Annotated in this window: 17 protein-coding genes; 8 read left to right on the plus strand and 9 right to left on the minus strand. The window is 58.5% G+C overall.

The annotated features are described in order from the left end of the window. The first annotated feature begins 393 nt into the window (after positions 1-393). Positions 394-1,680, plus strand: coding sequence for a citrate synthase (locus tag ACTG19_RS03175; protein WP_439988726.1), 1,287 nt, complete (start codon positions 394-396; stop codon positions 1,678-1,680). 92 nt (positions 1,681-1,772) lie between these two features. Continuing rightward, positions 1,773-2,093: a DUF4377 domain-containing protein gene (locus tag ACTG19_RS03180; protein ID WP_005352532.1), complete on the plus strand. Its 321-nt coding sequence runs from the start codon at positions 1,773-1,775 to the stop codon at positions 2,091-2,093. A gap of 77 nt (positions 2,094-2,170) precedes the next feature. On the opposite strand, the gene ACTG19_RS03185 is transcribed toward ACTG19_RS03180, so the two are convergent. Together ACTG19_RS03185 and ACTG19_RS03190 are read right to left on the minus strand one after the other, a co-directional pair. Next, positions 2,171-2,611: an acetyltransferase gene (locus ACTG19_RS03185; protein ID WP_005352535.1), complete on the minus strand. Its 441-nt coding sequence runs from the start codon at positions 2,609-2,611 to the stop codon at positions 2,171-2,173. A gap of 57 nt (positions 2,612-2,668) precedes the next feature. Beyond that, positions 2,669-3,514, minus strand: a complete 846-nt coding sequence (locus ACTG19_RS03190) for a DUF5718 family protein (protein WP_439988727.1) — start codon at positions 3,512-3,514, stop codon at positions 2,669-2,671. Between the two features lie 299 nt (positions 3,515-3,813). Between ACTG19_RS03190 and ACTG19_RS03195 the strand changes: the two genes are divergently transcribed. From ACTG19_RS03195 to ACTG19_RS03210, 4 genes are all read left to right on the plus strand, one after another. Further along, complete coding sequence (locus ACTG19_RS03195) at positions 3,814-4,401, plus strand: class IV adenylate cyclase (RefSeq protein WP_236282375.1); 588 nt, start codon at positions 3,814-3,816, stop codon at positions 4,399-4,401. Continuing rightward, a complete protein-coding gene (locus tag ACTG19_RS03200; RefSeq protein ID WP_236282372.1) occupies positions 4,398-4,790 on the plus strand; it encodes an NUDIX hydrolase in 393 nt (130 codons plus the stop codon). The genes ACTG19_RS03195 and ACTG19_RS03200 overlap by 4 nt, the downstream gene beginning before the upstream one ends. A gap of 91 nt (positions 4,791-4,881) precedes the next feature. Continuing rightward, complete coding sequence (locus tag ACTG19_RS03205; RefSeq protein WP_236282370.1) at positions 4,882-5,388, plus strand: GNAT family N-acetyltransferase; 507 nt, start codon at positions 4,882-4,884, stop codon at positions 5,386-5,388. A gap of 299 nt (positions 5,389-5,687) precedes the next feature. Further along, positions 5,688-6,806, plus strand: a complete 1,119-nt coding sequence (locus ACTG19_RS03210) for a glycerol dehydrogenase (RefSeq protein WP_439988728.1) — start codon at positions 5,688-5,690, stop codon at positions 6,804-6,806. 102 nt (positions 6,807-6,908) lie between these two features. Here ACTG19_RS03210 and pdxY read toward each other — a convergent pair whose 3' ends face one another. From pdxY to ACTG19_RS03225, 3 genes are all read right to left on the minus strand, one after another. Next, positions 6,909-7,772 carry a pyridoxal kinase PdxY gene (gene pdxY, locus ACTG19_RS03215; RefSeq protein ID WP_019446110.1) on the minus strand — a complete coding sequence of 288 codons (864 nt, stop codon included), beginning with the start codon at positions 7,770-7,772 and terminating at the stop codon, positions 6,909-6,911. A 174-nt stretch (positions 7,773-7,946) separates the two neighbouring features. Further along, positions 7,947-8,723 (minus strand): DUF429 domain-containing protein, encoded by a 777-nt coding sequence (locus ACTG19_RS03220; protein ID WP_439988729.1) that lies wholly within the window; start codon positions 8,721-8,723, stop codon positions 7,947-7,949. An 84-nt stretch (positions 8,724-8,807) separates the two neighbouring features. Continuing rightward, positions 8,808-9,371: a VC2662 family protein gene (locus ACTG19_RS03225; RefSeq protein ID WP_439988730.1), complete on the minus strand. Its 564-nt coding sequence runs from the start codon at positions 9,369-9,371 to the stop codon at positions 8,808-8,810. A 260-nt stretch (positions 9,372-9,631) separates the two neighbouring features. On the opposite strand from ACTG19_RS03225, the gene ybcJ reads away from it, so the two are divergent. Then, complete coding sequence (gene ybcJ, locus ACTG19_RS03230; protein ID WP_005361116.1) at positions 9,632-9,865, plus strand: ribosome-associated protein YbcJ; 234 nt, start codon at positions 9,632-9,634, stop codon at positions 9,863-9,865. A gap of 33 nt (positions 9,866-9,898) precedes the next feature. Here ybcJ and ACTG19_RS03235 read toward each other — a convergent pair whose 3' ends face one another. The 4 genes from ACTG19_RS03235 to ACTG19_RS03250 all read right to left on the minus strand — a co-directional run bounded on the left by ACTG19_RS03235 (position 9,899) and on the right by ACTG19_RS03250 (position 16,995). Further along, a complete protein-coding gene (locus ACTG19_RS03235; protein WP_019446113.1) occupies positions 9,899-10,372 on the minus strand; it encodes a DUF4442 domain-containing protein in 474 nt (157 codons plus the stop codon). Between the two features lie 167 nt (positions 10,373-10,539). Next, positions 10,540-12,291, minus strand: a complete 1,752-nt coding sequence (locus ACTG19_RS03240; RefSeq protein ID WP_439988731.1) for an ABC transporter transmembrane domain-containing protein — start codon at positions 12,289-12,291, stop codon at positions 10,540-10,542. After that, the gene (locus ACTG19_RS03245; protein WP_439988732.1) at positions 12,288-14,024 is read right to left on the minus strand and encodes an ABC transporter transmembrane domain-containing protein; all 1,737 of its coding nucleotides are present in this window, start codon (positions 14,022-14,024) and stop codon (positions 12,288-12,290) included. Before ACTG19_RS03245 ends, ACTG19_RS03240 begins: the two co-directional genes overlap by 4 nt. A 166-nt stretch (positions 14,025-14,190) precedes the next feature. Next, positions 14,191-16,995, minus strand: a complete 2,805-nt coding sequence (locus ACTG19_RS03250) for a response regulator (RefSeq protein ID WP_439988733.1) — start codon at positions 16,993-16,995, stop codon at positions 14,191-14,193. Positions 16,996-17,182: 187 nt separating this feature from the next. Between ACTG19_RS03250 and trxC the strand changes: the two genes are divergently transcribed. Continuing rightward, positions 17,183-17,617 (plus strand): thioredoxin TrxC, encoded by a 435-nt coding sequence (gene trxC, locus ACTG19_RS03255; RefSeq protein ID WP_005352560.1) that lies wholly within the window; start codon positions 17,183-17,185, stop codon positions 17,615-17,617. Positions 17,618-17,727 lie beyond the last annotated feature (110 nt).

The raw sequence follows: 17,727 nt of genomic DNA on the forward strand, positions 1-17,727 counted from the left end.
ACTTGAGGGCACGGAATGGTGATTGTTGGTTTTTTGTTACCAAAACACTCTGAAAAAGCCAAAACGCGAGTTTTCGGTTTCACATCAGGCTTTGCCAAAGCGTTTCAAACACCCGCAGCCATGACCCACGTGGCGCAGTATATCGGCGGCCTTAACCGAAGACAATCAATTAGCTACAAAGAAAACACAAAACCGCAAACTCGATCGCATATTTAATTTAACATTTCATTAATGCCATTAATGGGGTTCCAGCAAAATTGACATTGATAAGGAACTCTGTTTCAAATAAGGCGCTCCAGCCACTTCGGTATGGGTAACAACCTTTGCCAGCGTCATAAAAGTCGTAATAGAGTAGGACTGGAACCAAATTATAAAGAGCAAAGGAGACGTGCTATGGCTGATAAGATAGCCACCCTACACCTGCCCGGAAAAGATCCGGTCGAACTGCCGATCCTCTCCGGCACCATCGGCCCGGATGTCATCGATGTCAGAAAATTGGGATCACAGGGGTATTTCACCTTTGACCCCGGTTTTATGGCCACCGGTTCTTGCAAATCTGCCATTACCTACATTGACGGGGATCAGGGTGTCTTGCTGCACCGTGGTTACCCCATCGCCCAGTTGGCCACCCAAGCCACCTATCTGGAAGTCTGCTATATCCTGCTGTACGGCGAAGCGCCGACCAAGGCCCAATATGCCGAATTCGAACGCCTGGTCACCCGCCACACCATGGTGCACGAGCAGATAGCCTTCTTCTTCCGCGGCTTCCGTCGTGACTCCCACCCCATGGCCATCATGTGCGGTGTGGTCAGCGCCCTCTCCGCCTTCTATCACGATGCCCTCGACATCAACAACGAGCAGCATCGCGAGATCTGTGCCTTCCGTCTGCTCTCCAAGATGCCGACTCTGGCAGCCATGTGTTACAAGTACTCCATCGGCCAGCCGTTCATGCAGCCGCGTAACTCCCTCTCCTATGCCGGTAACTTCCTGCACATGATGTTTGGCGTGCCGACCGAAGAGTACAAGGTCAACCCCATCGTTGAACGCGCCATGGATCGTATCTTTACCCTCCATGCGGATCACGAGCAGAACGCCTCCACCTCCACCGTTCGTCTGGCTGGCTCCTCCGGTGCCAACCCGTTCGCCTGTATCGCCGCGGGGATCGCCTCCCTGTGGGGACCGGCCCACGGTGGCGCCAACGAAGCCTGCCTGCGCATGCTGGAAGAGATCGGCTCGGTGGATCGCATCCCCGAGTACATCGCCAAGGCCAAGGACAAGAATGATCCGTTCCGTCTGATGGGCTTCGGTCACCGTGTCTACAAAAACCACGACCCCCGTGCCACCGTGATGCGCGAAACCTGCCACGAAGTACTGACCGAGCTGCAGATCAAGGATCCGCTGCTGGACGTAGCCATGGAGCTGGAGCGTATTGCGCTCTCCGACCCCTACTTCGTCGAGAAGAAACTCTACCCGAACGTAGACTTCTACTCCGGCATCATCATGAAGGCGATCGGCATCCCGATGAGCATGTTCACCGTGATCTTCGCCATCTCCCGCACCATTGGCTGGATTGCCCACTGGAACGAGTTCCACTCGGACCCGGACAGCAAGATTGGTCGTCCACGCCAGCTCTACGTGGGTCACCCACTGCGCGAGTTCACTCCGCTCGAGCAGCGCTAACCACTGCGCTGATATGGTTTGTTACAAAGGCGGTCATTGACCGCCTTTTTGTTTGCCGCTCTAATGCCCCCTTTCGCGTTAAGGAGTCCATTATGAAACCACTGTTTATCAGCGCAGCCTTGCTGCTGACCGCCTGCCAGAGCGCACCCGCCCCGTCACAGGGGGAGACCCTCTATATCAACAGCCAGTTGGTCGATTGCGTCGGGGTTGGCCCAATGCAGTGCATGCAGGTTCGCAGTGATGAGCAGCAGCCCTGGACGCTGTTCTACCAGAATATTGAAGGTTTCCAGTTCGAGCCGGGTTACCGCTACCAGCTCACTGTCAGCAAGGAGCAGCTCACCGATGTGCCGGCCGATGCCCCCTCCGTGCGCTATCAGCTGATCAAGGTGGTGAACAAGGTCGCCAGCAAGTAACAAACACGATCAAAAAACGGGGGATGGCTGATGCCATCCCCCGTTGGTTTATGGGTACTGCGCCTCATCAGGCACGATCAGGTCGGCGCCAGCGCCATATGCAGCAGCGGATAGGGCTTGCCCTGACCATCCAGCGGCGAGCGACCCGTCACGGTGAATCCCATCTTCAGATAGAAGCCCACCGCCTGTTCGTTCTGCTCGTTGACGTCAACCTGCGTCGCGCCGCCCTGCGTGATGGCATGGGCCACCAGCAAACGCCCCACGCCACTGCCGCGCGCCCCGGGAGCCACAAACAGCATCTCCAGCTTGCCCTCGTACACTCCGCTAAAACCCGTAATCTGCCCCTCTTCTGTGCGGGCACTGTGCAGTGTCACCGCATCGAAGTAGTGCTCCAGAATAAGCGGTTTAAGCGCGAGGATCTCGGCCTCGGGCAGGAAGTGGTGGGTCGCCCGAACAGAGGCCTCCCACAGATCGATCAGGGCCGGATAATCGGCCCGGGATACCTGAACAATCGTCATGAAATGACTCGATATGATAACCAGCGGGAAGAGACACCTTCCCGCTAGCAACGGTGATTAGCGCGCCTGCACCGCCTGCAGCAGCACCGACATATCAGCGCCAAAGTGGCGGCTGCGGATCGCCTCGCGAATATCCGCTTCGCTATAACGGCTGCCCGGATAGACCACCACGCAGGAAGTGTCGCCCGGTTTGAGGAAGTGGGTCTCGCCAAACGGGGTATAGCGAGTGGCACCGATACTGATGAGCGCATGGGGAGGATGTCCCGCCTGCGCTAGCAGTCCCTGAATGTGCTCCGCCGGCCCCTCATCCTGCTGATGATTGAACTTGTCGATGGCCCAGTCGAGCAGCTTGCCGTGGAAGTAGCTGTAGTCGATGGCGGCGCTGTCTACCCCGTAAGCGTGCAGCTCACCATCGCGCTCCAGATAGCAGGCGATGCGATAGTCATCGAGCTCGCAGCCGGCAGAAAAACCGGAAAGCGGCAGCAGCTTGTCCGCCAACCCCTTGCTCTCTTCACCCCAGTTCTTTTTTTCGCTGATCTTCTTGGCGTTGGGACGACGGATGGAGCAGTCGTTATAGGCACCAAAGGCGCGGGGATGGATCGCCACCACCTGCTTGCCGGCATACTCCAGCTCGCACCAGAGGGCTACTTCCGGCTCGATCTGCACCTTCTCGTCACCGCTGACCGCCGCTTCCGGCAGGAAGATCGCCTTGTCGCTCAACGGGAATACCCCGAGCTGATCCGGATGGCCCGGCACGAAAAAGGGAAACAGCGCCTTGGGCGCCGTGGTGTCGCGCACGACTACCGCTACGAAGTCCGACGCTTCACCCGCCTGCTCCAGATGACCGGCGAAATTGCCCGCGACTCCGAGTCCGATAAACTTGCTCTCTGCTGCTATCTGCATCTTGCTCACCTGCATCTTGCCAACGCAAGGTAGCAGGCTCGTCACCTACTACCGCTAAAGTGGCAAGATTAAACCACAAGGACCCCGCCTTCGCCCAGTCCGGCCCTGTCGTGATGTGCGCCAGTCCGCTTTTTTAGGGTCGAAAAGTCTGTGGCGAACCAGCCATTGCGCACTCATTCAGCTACGCGGTCACCGCGCTGGAAACAGTGTGTTTCCGGCCTATCCCCTCTTTCTACTTGGGACTCAACTTCATCTTTGTTAGGCTGCCTGCCACACAGGCTCACAGAGGGATCTTCTTGATGTCACAGGCGCACTTTCAGGGCCGCTTCGAAGTCGAGTTCAAATATCAGCTGACGGATCGCCCCGCCTTCCTCAAGGCACTGCTCGCCCTCAATCCGGAGATCATGCTGGAGGATAATCTGGAGCAGGATCGCTACTTCGACACCCCGGATGATGCCCTTGCCCAGGCTGGCAAAAGTCTGGCTATCCGCACCATGCAGCCCTCCGGCATCCAGCTCTGGATCGTCAAGGGGCCCGAGAAGGATCGCTGCGAGGCGGTCACTATCAATGATGCGGACAAGGCCGTCAGCATGCTCTTGACCATGAACTACCGGCAGATACTCGTGATCACCAAAAGGCGCAGCATCTACTTCATTGGCCCGTTTCACGTCACCCTGGATCATCTGGCCGAGATCGGGGATTTTGCCGAGCTCGCCATCATGACCGATGACGAGAAACGCCTCCCGGCGTTTCGCCAGCAACTGCTCGCGCTGGCAGATCAGTTGGGACTTTCTCCCGATGCGCAGGAGCCTCGCTCCTACCGAACCCTGTACACCCGGTACATGCAGACAATACACACCACACAACCAGAGGATGCAACTCAATGATCGACAAACTCGCCTGGCTCACCTTTAAAGATCAGCAGCTGCTCTGCGCCCGCTCCCACGGCAAGGACATCTATTACATCCCGGGCGGCAAGCGTGAACCGGGCGAGAGCGACGAGGCGGCACTGATACGCGAGATTGCAGAGGAGCTGGCTGTCACCCTGCAGCCCGATACCCTGCGCTTTGCCTGCGAGTTCAGCGCCCAGGCCGATGGCAAACCGGCAGGAGTCGAGGTGCGACTGCGCTGTTACACCGGCGAAGCGAGCGGCACCCCGATCGCCTCGGCAGAAATTGCCGAGCTGCGCTGGCTCGACAGCTCTCACCTCGATGAGCTCTCCCCCGTCTCCCGCTTGCTGTTTACCTGGCTGGTTGAGCAGGGGCTGATCCGCTGACAAGCCGTACTCACGGCGAGCACAAGTACCCACCTCATATGAACCAACGGTGGCAGTCAGCCACATAACAGCGCAACAACAAGGATGTCAGATGGACATAGTGGAAGTTAATAGCGCAGCGACCTACCAAAGCGCGCTCATCACCCTGCTACAAGATTGTGTCGATAGCGGCGCCTCGGTCGGTTTTTTACCGCCGCTGACCACGGAGGAATCTACCCGCTACTGGCAAGGAGTTGAAGCGGATCTAGCGGCAGGTCACCGAAAGCTGTGGCTTGCCCTTGAGCAACAACAGCTCGTGGGAGCGGTTCAGCTCGCGCTCTGTGGCAAGACCAACGGTCGCCACCGGGCCGAGGTGGAAAAACTGATGGTACTGCAAACGGCGAGAGGCAAAGGTGTCGGTCGTGCGCTGATGCAGGCAATGGAACAAGGCGCCCATGCCGCGGGCCGTTCGCTGCTGGTGCTGGATACTCGCGCCGGTGATGTGGCCTCCCACCTCTATCGTCAACTCAGCTATCTTGAGGCGGGCCAGATCCCGAGCTTTGCACGCAACGCCGATGGCTCTCTTGCTGCGACCGTCATCTTCTACAAACCGCTCTGACCATCCCCTATGCCTTATCCACATACAGCAGGGCCGCACCAAGCGGCCCTGCTTGTTTCCAGCGTGACTGTTTGTTGAAGCAGTATTGCTTGCGACGGATTGCCACGATAGAGCCATTGCTCCTGTATGCCTCAACACCGCCAATCGTTCGCCCCAAAATACAACCAAACAAATAGAAAGATTAATTAATGATTAAAACGCCCCCCCTTTTCTTCTTCATCTATTGCCTCATCAGGCGTATCGTGAGAGACCCATTTGATAATCAATTTTATGTTATTCACTGCCTTGAGGAATAATGGATGCCCACTTTGCCCCGTACAGTTACCTCCCCCAAAAAGTTCATCATCGGTCAACACCTTCTCCCGCAACTCCATGAGCACGTTAAAGATTTTGGTGACTATGCGTTGCTCATCAGCGATGAGTTCATTCTGGAGCGGGTACGGGAAGAAGCTTTGGCGGGGCTCCTGCAGGCAGGCCTCAGGGGAGTGGTCGACAAGTTTCGCTATGAATGCACCGAACAGGAGATCCACCGCCTGACCCACCTTGCAGAGCAATATGGTGCGAACGTGATTGTCGGGATCGGCGGCGGCAAGACGCTGGATGTCGCCAAGGCCGTGGCCTTCTATCTGCGCCGTCCGGTTGTGCTGTTCCCGACGATTGCCTCCACAGATGCCCCCTGCACGGCACTGGCGGTGATCTACAACCAGGCGGGTGAATTTGAACGCTATCTGTTCCTGCCGCAAAATCCGGACGTGGTGCTGGCTGACACGGCCATCATTGCCGCCGCCCCTCCCCGCTTCTTTTCCGCAGGCGTTGGCGATGCCCTGGCCACCTATTTCGAGGCGCGCGCCTGCTATCGGGCCGACGGGCTCAATCTGGTCGGCAAGCGCCCTTCACGCACTGGCCTTGGCCTGGCACAGCTCTGTTATGAGCTGCTTGGTGAGAACATCGAGCTGGCAATGGATGCGATACGCCACCATGTCTCGACTCCGGCGCTTGAGCAGGTTATCGAGGCCACCATCTATCTCAGCGGGGTCGGCGCAGAAGCCGGTGGACTGGCCGCAGCTCATGCCGTCAACAACGGCATGTCACTGATCGCTGAGCTCCATCGCGCCCAGCATGGTGAGAAGGTAGTCTTCGGCCTGCTGACCCAACTCGTGCTTGAGCGCGCCCCGCAACATGAACTTGATGAGGTGTTTCGCATCATCGACTGTGCAGGCCTGCCCATGACGCTGCAAGAGCTGGGGCTCACCCACTTCCATGAAAGCGAGTGGCGCAAGGTGGCGCAGCTGGCCTGCGATCCCCTCGATACCATGGGCAACATGCCGATGACAGTGAATGAACAGGATGTCTACGCCGCCATGGTAGCGGCCAATGCCATGGCTGAGCGTTATCGCCTCCGCCATCCCCGCACCTGATTGCTTGCCGCACTAAACAGGCAAACAGTAAAAAGGCTTGCCCATTGGCAAGCCTTTTTCATCTGCATCCCCTTGTCGGGATAGACGAACGTCCGCGTTGACTCAGGGGAGTTTCACCGCTCGCACTGCAACCTCTGGCAGGGCGAAGGCATCTTGCGCGGCGATGAGTTGCAGCTCGTAAGCCTGCTGGCGCCAGGTCTCCTGCAGCACCGCATCCACCGAGGCGTTGGTGCGCTCGAACGCGCTGACCGCATCGTGACCGGCCAGCAAATTGGCCAGCATCAGAGCGCTGATAAGATCGCCCACCCCCACCGGCTGGCGGGCAAAGTCATAGAGCGGACGGGCAATCAGGTAATCCCCTTGCGGGGTCGCCAGCAGCATCTCGAAGCGGCTGGAGTCCTGCGCCGCACGACCGAGATGCTTGACCAGCACCAGCTTGACGCCGCGGGCCAGCAGCTGATGGGCAGCCGCGCGAGTCTGATCCAGATCAGCCAGATGGGTATCACAGAGGGTCTCCAGCTCCAGCAGGTTGGGGGCCATCATGTCGGCCACCGGCAACGCCTGCTCGGTCAGGAAACGGGTGACGCCGGGAGCGACGATACACCCCTTCTCCGGATGACCCATCACAGGGTCGCAGAAGTAGATGGCATCAGGGTTGGCCGCCTTGACGGCGTTGACCACAGTCAGGATCTCGTCCCCCTGCTCGGCAGAGCCAAGGTAGCCGCTCAGCACGGCGTCACACTGGCTCAACACCTCGATATTGCCCAATCCTTTCACCAGCGCACTGATATGACCCGCCGGCATCGCCATCCCCTGCCACCCCTGGGCATATTGGGTGTGGTTGGAAAACTGCACCGTGTTGATGGGCCATACATCCATACCAAGGCGACGCATGGGGAAGACGGCCGCGCTGTTGCCGGCACAACCAAAGACCACGTGGGACTGAATAGAGAGAACGGATTTCATCGGGAATACCACAGCAAAGGATCAGCAAGGTGGGCAATATATCGGATGAAGATAACGATGCGCCACCTTGGCGCGGGATGAACAGGCAATTTCCTGACTAAAGACAGGTTTTTTACGCCATTTGGCCCGCGTCCACAGGGTGAGCGGAGCCATGATCCGCCGCATCACCGTCCATCACATGCCGTTGTACTCAACGCCATGACGGGCAAAGTGATAGACCCATCCCTCATCACACGGCATGTCAGTGGGTGGCGAAATCAGCTCAGGCAATACCGTCACCTTGCCACCAGCGGCATATTGCAGCGCCATCAGGGCGCAGAGCGCCGCATCGTAGCGATCAGTGCCGACCAGCACATCCGCAGGCAGCTGCGCCGCCAGCTCGGGCCGTGCCGGAGAGGCCTTGCCGCCCACTTTGGCCAATGCCGGATAGACCTCCAGCACGGCGCGACTGGCCTTCGGGGCAACGGTCGGTACCAGTTGCAGATCCGAAAGCCGCGGCAGCATGGAGAGCGCCAGGGTGGCATTGTTACCGAGCCGATCGAAGGTGGCCGAGAGGGGCTTCTTGCCGTACTGCTGATACAACCAGCGCTCGCAGTCGCGATAGGCGTAGGGGTTGTCTATCTCCCGCTCGGGAGCGGCGCAGCTGTGTGGTTGGCCGTTGAGCAGATCCCGCAAGGCGCGGGGAAAGGCGAGCGGCGCATCGATACCGAGCGCCAGTTGCGGGCAGGCTTCTACCTGCATCAGGGTCAGCTCGTTTTGCAGGGCCGGACGCAGCAGAGCGGCCAGATCCGGCGCCACCCGCGAGCTCAGACGAAACAGCGGCGACACCCCGAGCCAATGCAGGTGGTTAGAACCGGCCTGCCAGCCCACTACAGCAACCGCCTGGGCACTGCCCTGCCAGCCCCGCACATCCCAGCCGATCCCGATTGCACTCATCTGCCCTGCCGTCATCAATTACCTCTTTTCACCTGTCACACGTTGCAAGAGGCACAGGGTAATCAGCAGAGGCCTTTAACGCAAAGCGAACCGCCTTGGTCAGAACGATTTCTGGAAGTTCACCAGCGGCAGAATGGGGAACACGCCGTTGGCGGCATAGTTGGCCAGCCCGATCTGCAAGCCATCGAGGTGCTGGGTGGCATTGATAAAGCCAATCTGGAAGGTGGTACGCTCGGCATAGTTGACGAAGCCGACGTTGGCCAGCGCATTGCCCTTGGCGATGTTGACGGCACCCCAGTTGAGCCCCTGCACATTGTTGGTCAGGTTGACTACCCCCAGATTGACGCCGGTATCCTGACCTTCGTGCCAGTTGATGGCGTTGATGGCGACACCGCCAAACTGGTGACGCACCCGACCAGCACCGAGGAAAATCCCGAGCTGCAGACCGCTGAACTGATCCACATCGGAGAGGGCGAAGATCGGCAGATCAATACCCTTCACCTGACCGGTCCGGCCGTAGAGCAGCGAGGCGCGCGCTCCTTCCACCTGATGGGACGCGGGCAAATTGACCCCGGGCAGCGAGACCTGCACCGGAGTACTGGCCTGCGCAACACCGCACAGAGTAAGGGCGCTGCATGCCAGCAGCAGGCGGGAGAGTGTCATGGAAAGTTCCTTGGGCCATTGAGAGTGGCCCGATCCTAACAGTCAAGGGAGAGTGTGGGCACACCAGCAGGGACGAGGTGCGTCACGATACGTCACGGGTGGCCCTCTCACCTCTCCATCAGGTCTTGCGAAAGCGCCACCTTAAAGACAATCGGCCACTTTTTCGCAGCGAGTGGCCCCTCTTCCTTTCTTTGCCTGAGCGAACTGCCTAAAATAGTCGCCCTGCTGTATCCGGCATTCATCCATCTAGAGGATTTCCCATGGAGACGTTTCTGCTCGAAGGTCACCCCTTCGTTGCCTTGTGTGACCTTATCAAACATCAGGGGTGGGCCGATTGTGGCGGCGCCGCCAAAGCCCTCGTTGCCGAAGGGCTGGTCGAGGTGGACGGTCAGGTGGAGACCCGCAAGCGCTGCAAGATCGTGGCCGAACAGGTGGTCAACTTCAACGGCATGAAGGTCGTGGTGAAAGAGGGCGTCAGCCCGGAGATTGGCTAAACCCGTTTCGGGGAGCCACTCTCCGGCAACCCGCTAGCTGGCCTTGATCGACAGGGTCAGCACAAAACGCGCCATCGCCTCATCCCCGTTCAATGACGGACAAGTGGCCACCACCTGGATGGGGCGATTGATGCGCTGACCGCTTGCCAGCGATTCGTCGATCATGGCGTCAATCTCCTCCCCCGCTGCGCAGTCGAACTGCACATCCCCCTCCGGGCGTTTCAAAAACTCCCCCTGCACATCCTTGAAGGCGAAGTGCACCTTCTTGCGCCGCTGCCGCCCCTTCTCCATCACCAGCAGACCGCCTACCAGATCGGCGCCGGTCGCCAGCGCGCCAAAATACATGCTGCCCAGATGGTTGCGGGTACGCCATCCAAGGGGAATGCGAATGCGCAGCGCCTTGGCGTTCATCTCTTCGATGATCGGGGCACAAAACCCGATGACGGGAATGTAGCGCCAGGCAAACAGCCGAAGCGCCAGATTGGCTTTGAAGCGTTGCAAATCCATATGCGAACTGATCCGATGAGTTAATGTAAACAACATGTTGCCTGCATCTGCGCCATTCGACAAGCACAGGGATCACGGTTACGACCTTTTGCCCAACCCAAAAAAACAGAGGGAACCGCACCGGTTCCCTCTTTTCGCTCATGTCGCTGTTACAGCAAATGTGCCGATCAGGCGCGCTTCTCTTCCAGCCAGGCCCCCTGACTCTGCATCTCGAACAGCTGGGCATAGTGACCGCCGAGGGCCATCAATTCACCATGGGTCCCCCGCTCATTCACCTGACCGCGGGAGAGCAGCAGGATCTCGTCCGCATCGACGATGGTCGAGAGGCGGTGGGCGATGGCGATGGTGGTGCGGCCACGACGGGCAGCAGAGATCGCCTGCGACAGCGCCAACTCGGTCTGGGAGTCCACGCTGGCCGTCGCTTCATCCAGAATGAGGATACGCGGATCCCCCACCAGCGCGCGGGCAAAGGAGAGCAGTTGCCGCTGGCCGGCGGAGAGGTTCTTGCCCCCCTCTTCCATCAGGGTGTTGATCCCCTGTGGCAAGCTGCGCACAAACTCGGCCAGCTGCACCTCGCTCAGCGCCTGCCAGAGCCGCGCGTCATCTATGCCGGCGCGGCCGAGACGCAGGTTCTCCGCCAGGGTGCCGACGAAGATAAAAGGATCCTGCTGCACCAGCCCGATGCTGCGGCGCACCGCCGCCAGCGACAGGGTATCCAGTGCGTGATCATCGAAGCGGATCTGCCCCTGATCCAGTGGATAGAAGCCCATCAGCAAGCTGATGATGGTGGACTTGCCGCTGCCGGTATGGCCCACCAGCGCCAGCATCTGGCCCGGTTTTGCGGCAAAACTGACCTCCCGCAGCACCTGCTGCTCACCATCGTAGGAGAAGCTCACCCGCTCGAAACTGACCCGCCCTTCCAGCGGGCGCAGCTCGCCCTCGGTGCTCTCGCGGGTTTCATCGAGCAGGGCAAAGACCCGCTCCCCCGCCACCATCGCCTGCTGCAGCTGGTTAAGCTGGTTGGTCATCTCGATGAGCGGCTCGATCATCCGGCCCAGATAGCTGATAAATGCGTAGAGCACACCCACCTGAATGGCGCCAGTGCTGCTCAGTCCCTCGTGGGCAAACAGCGCCAACAGACCGATCAGCACCATCATGTAGAAGAGATCGATGAGCGGACGCAGCAAAATGCCGTTGATCTTGAGGCTCTTGATCCGTGCCGACCAGTGCTGCTGATTCACCTCGGCAAAGGCGTTGGCAAAGTGGCGCTCCTGCACCATCGCCTGGATCACCGGCATCCCCTGCAGCGACTCGTTGAGGCGGCTGTTGATGTCGGAGAGCAGGCTGCGGGTCGCTCGCACCACCGGCACGCTCAGTTTCTGGTAGAGCCACATCACCCCGCCCACCGCGGGCAGCAACAGGGAGCAGACCAGCATCAGCCGCAGATCCAGCAGCGCCATGGATATGAGGATGCCGCACAAGAGCACCACCTTTTGCACCAGCAAGCCGATCACCTGCACATAGAGGTTCATGATCGCCTCGGTGTCGTTGGTGATGCGGGAAATCAGCGAGCCGGAGCGATGCTTGTCAAAGTAGCGAGCCGGCAAACGGATGGCGGTAGCAAATACCTGCTCGCGCAGGGTTTGCACCACCGCCTGAGCGATGCGATTGAAGCGCAGGGATTGCAAATAGAAGCCCGCCGCCGACAGCACCTGCAAGCCCAGATAGCCCGCCGCAATCAGGGCTATGGTGGGCAGCACGATATTGCGAGGCGCCAGATAGTCATCGATAAAGAGCTTGATCAGCAGCGGCCCGGCCACTTCGGCGCCGGTAGCAAGCAGCAAACAGATCCCAGCCTGGAGCAGCCAGCGAGGATACTGGGCGCAGTAGGCGAGCAGTCGTTTAATGGTCGGATTCACAGGCTCTCCTCCACCGCTTCTTCGAGTCGCTGGTAACGCACCATATCTGCATACCATCCATTGTGCGCCATCAGGGTACCGTGATGACCCCGCTCGCTAACGGCTCCCTGCTCCAGCACCAGGATCTCGTCGGCCTGTTCCACCGCCGTCATGCGATGGCTGACCAGGATCAGGGTGCGACGATGGGCTTTGAGGGCATGCAGAATTTGCTGCTCGGTGTGGGCATCTACCGCCGAGAGCGCATCATCGAGCACCAGAATGGGCGCATCCAGCAACAGGGCGCGGGCAATGGCCAGCCGCTGTTTCTGGCCGCCGGAGAGGGTCACCCCTTTCTCCCCCACCTCGGTCTCATAGCCCTTGGGGAAACGCACAATATCATCGTGGACACAGGCAATGCGCGCCACCCGTTCGACCTCCTCGCGGCTCGCATCGGGTTTGCCCAGGGCGATATTGGCGGCGATAGTGGTGGAAAACAGGAATGGCTCCTGCGGCACATAGGCAAACTGGCTGCGCAGTGTGGCGAGCGGCAGCTGGTCAATCGGAACGCCCCCCATGACAATCGAACCGTGAGTCGGATTGGCAAGGCGCATCAACAGCTTGAGCAGTGAGCTCTTGCCTGCCCCGGTGCGCCCCACCACCCCGAGCATCCCCCCTTGCTTGAGGGTAACGTCGATATCCGCAAGCAGGGTGCGCTGCTCGAGTTGATAGCTCACCCCTTTGATCTGCAAAGTAAAGGCAGAGGTAAACACCGCCGGCTGGGCGGGCTCTTCGATATCGCTGCGCTCCCCCAGCAGACTTTCGATACGGGAGTAGGCGGCGCTGCCCCGCTCGATGATGTTGAACAGCCAGGCGATGGCAAACATCGGCCAGATCAGCTGGCCGAGGTACATGGTGAAGCTGGTGAGCTCACCCAGAGTCAGCTCATCGCGCAGCACCAGCACACTGCCCCCCGCCACCGCGAGGAAGTAGGAGCAACCGATACAGAGATAGATGACCGGATCGAATTTGGCATCGATGCGGGCCACCGCCATATTGCGCTCCCCCGCCTGTTTGGTCAGCTCGGCAAAGCCTTCATCTTCCAGCGATTCAACCGCATAGGATTTCAATACTCGCACGCCGGAAAGGGCCTCCTGGGTCTTGTTGTTGAGCTTGGAGAAGGCCCCTTGCGCCGCCTTGAACTGGGTGTAGATCTGGGTGCCGAAGCGGTTCATGAAATAGGCCATCACCGGCAGCGGCAGCAAGGAGACCAGCGTCAACTGCCAGGAGTACTGGCTGCACATGATGGAGAGCACCAATACCCCGACCATGATAGAGTCCACCAGAGTCAGCACCCCTTCGCCAGCGGTCATCTCCACCGCCTGAATGTCATTGGTGGCATGGGCCATCAGATCGCCGGTACGATGACGCTGATAAAAATCTGGGCTCATCCGGGTGAAATGACTGAACAGGCGATTGCGCAATACATAGGCCAGACGGTAAGAGGCACCGAACAGCATCACCCGCCAGACGTAGCGCAGCAGATAAATCAGCACACCCAGACCAAACAGCCCCGCCAGATAGCGCATCAGGGTGTCATTGTCGAGACCGCCCTTGGTGATGCCATCCACCACCCAGCCCACCACTTTGGGCGGAATAACGGTCAACAGGGCCACCATCAGCAGCAGGGAGATGGCAGCCAGATAACGGGGCCACTGCTCCTTGAAAAACCAGCTCAATCGTAGAAATACGCTCACACCACCAACCTTTAGCGCTCTCTGCCCGTGACCGCTCCAATGAGCCGCCATCAGAGAAGCCACGCAGAAATAGAAGAATGAAAACAATCGCCTCCGGCTGGAGGCGATTCGAACGAAAGCTCATCATATCCCGAACCGGGATGGTTGAGAATAATTACTATTTAATTCACTGTGACATGCGATCATCCCCTGATGAATAGGGATTATACGAATTTTCATGCTGCTCACCGGTCAACAGGAAGTGTGACACCTCTTCCCGGGTCTGGCTAAAGACCTGTTGCAACTGCTCCAGATCCGTCTCGCTTAGCACCTCGTTTTGCCGCAAGCGCCACTCCAGCTCGCCAGCCACCAATTGCAGGCGGGCAGCCGAGATATTGGCAGACACCCCCTTGAGGGTGTGCAGCAGCTTGCTGGCCACCTCGGGCTGCTGACGGCGCAGGGCGGAGCGGATCTCCCACAGATCGTCCTTGTGCTCCGACATGAACAGCTTGAACAGGATCTGCAATGCCTCCTTGTCCTGCTCCAGCCGCTTGAGTGCATCCTGCAGATCGAGGATCCCGATCATATCCGGTGGTTTCACCTCCATGATCCCCGCCTGCTCCACCCCTTGCGGCTTTACCCACTGCAGCAGGTTGTTGTAGAGATCCAGCTTGCTCACCGGCTTGGTGACATAGCCATTCATCCCCACCCCCAGACAACGCTCCTTGTCACCGGGCATGGCACTGGCGGTGAGGGCAATGATGGGCACATCGTGTTTGTCGACCATCTTGCGGATCTGGCGGGTGGCATCGAGTCCGTCCAGCACCGGCATCTGCAAATCCATCAGGATCACGTCAAAAGGCTGCTCGGCGACCCGCTCCACCGCCTCGCGACCATTGTTAACCACGCACACTACCGCATCGACCCGACGTAGATATTCGATGATGAGCTGCTGATTGACCCGGTTGTCTTCGGCCAACAGCACTCGGGTACCCTGCAACAGGGATTTGAAGTGCTGCTGATCCCCCTGAGCCTCTGCCTTGCGCAGATTGAGTTCATAAGAGCTGCCATTGAGCAACTCGTCCACCTTGGCCAGCAGGGCATTCTCGGTCATCGGCTTGGGCAGAAAATGGGTCAGCCCCATGCTGTCCATCCGGGCGTGCAGCCCCTCTCTGGCCCAGGCGCTGATCATCAGGATGGGTATCCGCCGCCACTGGCTGTGCTGATACATCTCCAGCGCCAGATCGAGTCCATCCTCCTGCCCCATGCGCCAGTCGAGGATTGCCAACCGCAGATTGGGCCCCTCTTCACGCAATAATTGACGGGCACGGGAAAGGGAGTTGACCGGCAGCACTCGCACACCCGCCCGAGTCAGGATGTCCCGAGCCAGATCCAGCACCAGTTCGTTGTCATCCATCACCATCACCAGCGGCTGGTTTTCGAAGAAAACTTTCCGTCCAGCCACACCGTAGACCGCCTGTGCCATCGGGATATCGAACTTGAACAGAGAGCCGACGCCAGGCTTGCTCTCTACGGTGATCCGCCCCCCCATCAGCTCCACCAGCCGCTGGGAAATATTGAGCCCAAGACCCGAGCCGCCATATTTGCGGGTATTGCCCGCCTCCAGCTGGGTAAACGCCTGAAACAGTTGGGTCTGCTTCTCTTCGGCAATGCCGATGCCGGTATCGCGCACACTGAAGCGGATCCGCATTGGATGGGAGTTGGCCAGATCGATGGAGACTTCGACCTCACCACGTTCGGTGAATTTGATGGCATTGTTCACCAGATTGACCAGAACCTGCCCCAGCCGCAGAGGATCCCCACGCAAGAAGACAGGCACCTCCGGCGATTTGCGAATAACCACCTCCACATGTTTGCGCTCCGCCAGATCGGCAAACATGCCCGCCAGCGAGTCGAGCTGCTCGCTGAGATCGAAGTCGATCTCCTCCAACGTCAGCTTGCCGGACTCCACCTTGGTCAGATCGAGAATGTCGTTGATAAGCAGCAGCAAGGTATCTGATGAAGACTTTATCTTGCCCAGATAGTCCCGTTGTTGCTGATCCAGCTCGGTCTGCAGTGCCAGTGAGCTGAAACCGATGATGGCATTCATGGGGGTGCGGATCTCGTGGCTCATATTGGCCAGAAAATCGCTTTTGGCCTGTGCCAGCAAGGCCGTCTGACGGGACAACTCGCTCAACTTCTGGTTGCGGCGCCACAGGGTGAAGGCCACCAGCGCAAAGCAGATCAAAGCCCCACACAGCACCATCAGATAGAAGCGGTTCATCAAAGAGGAGGCGCGCTCCAGCTTGTCGAGTTTCCAGCGCACCAGACTCTCGATCACATGCATGTCGATGAGCTGGTAACGCAAGGTGTGATAAGCAATCACCTGCTGGCTCATCTCCTTGCTCAGGCGGATCAGGGTGGCGATCTCCGGCAAGTTGCCATAACGGGATTGCAACTGCTGTTGCAGCTGGTCCAGCGTAGTCTGTTCACGTTTGTCCCAACTGCGCTGCAGATAGTTGCTCAGTTGCGCCAACTCCTCCAGGTCGCGATGGAGAGCACTGTCTGACGGGCTTATCCCCCGCACCTTTTTAATCTGGGCCTGCAGGGGCGCATTGAGGTACTCGATAGCCATCTCAATGGCATGAAGCCTGGCCAGCGCCATCAGATAGTTGTCCATGTCATCAAGCAGAGCCTGGGAAAGGTCGTCTTGCACCAGCTCGGGATCGCTTCTGACTTCCCGTACAAAACCGTCAAGGGTGATGGATAACTGGTTCAGGCGCTGCTGGACATTGCTGTCATTGGCCTGCTCCCGCCCAAGCAGATAGAGGGTATCGGCGTTGATCCTGTTCAGCACCACCTCGGCCGCTTCGTTCAGGTTGTGGGCCTGCTGCTGCTGACTGAGCGACTGCCAGCAGTAGCCCGAAAAGGCAAGCAGCAGGGCAACAATCAGCCCTGGCACAGCACGGTTTTTCCGTGATCCTTTATTCATCCCGTCTCGACTCTCATCTGGTGGTCGCTGAATTATCCGGTCAGGCAATGAACCCTGGGGGAATTATCCACTCCCGCTGGGCACTGTGTTACCGTTATTGCTCTGATATTTCGCTATTGTTTCGCGATTGCTTCATTCTGGCTTTTCATCATATCCCCGGCCAGAGCTGATTTAGAAGGAACCAATTATGTCATTTATCACTACTTATTGTAGCCACTGCTTTACCAGGAACCGCCTGCCCGTTACCCATATCGATACATCTGCCAAATGCGGGCGCTGCAAAGCCCTCCTGTTCAGCCAGACCCCTTGCCTCGGGAATGCGGATAACTTCGATACCCTGATCAACTCAGACATCCCGGTCGTGGTCGATTTCTGGGCCAGCTGGTGCGGCCCCTGCCAGCAATTTGCTCCGGTATTTCATGAGGTTGCCCATGAACTCGAACCACGGATGCGCTTTGCCAAAGTCGATACCGAGCAACAGAGCACCATTGCCGCCCGTTACGCCATTCGCAGCATCCCCACCCTGATGGTCTTCCAACAGGGCAAACTGGTGAACCAGATAAATGGCTCCTTGCCCAAGAGCATGTTCAAGCAATGGCTGGAACAGTTCATGGATGTTTGATTTATATTTCGCACATGTTTTATTTATGTGTTCATTTCCTCATTTTTATCAATGAGTATGTGAGTAGAGGCTGATTTTCAACATGTGAGTCTGTTTCAAACAAGTGAATG

Source organism: Aeromonas sp. 3P (genome assembly GCF_051919745.1).
GTDB lineage: Bacteria > Pseudomonadota > Gammaproteobacteria > Enterobacterales > Aeromonadaceae > Aeromonas > Aeromonas veronii.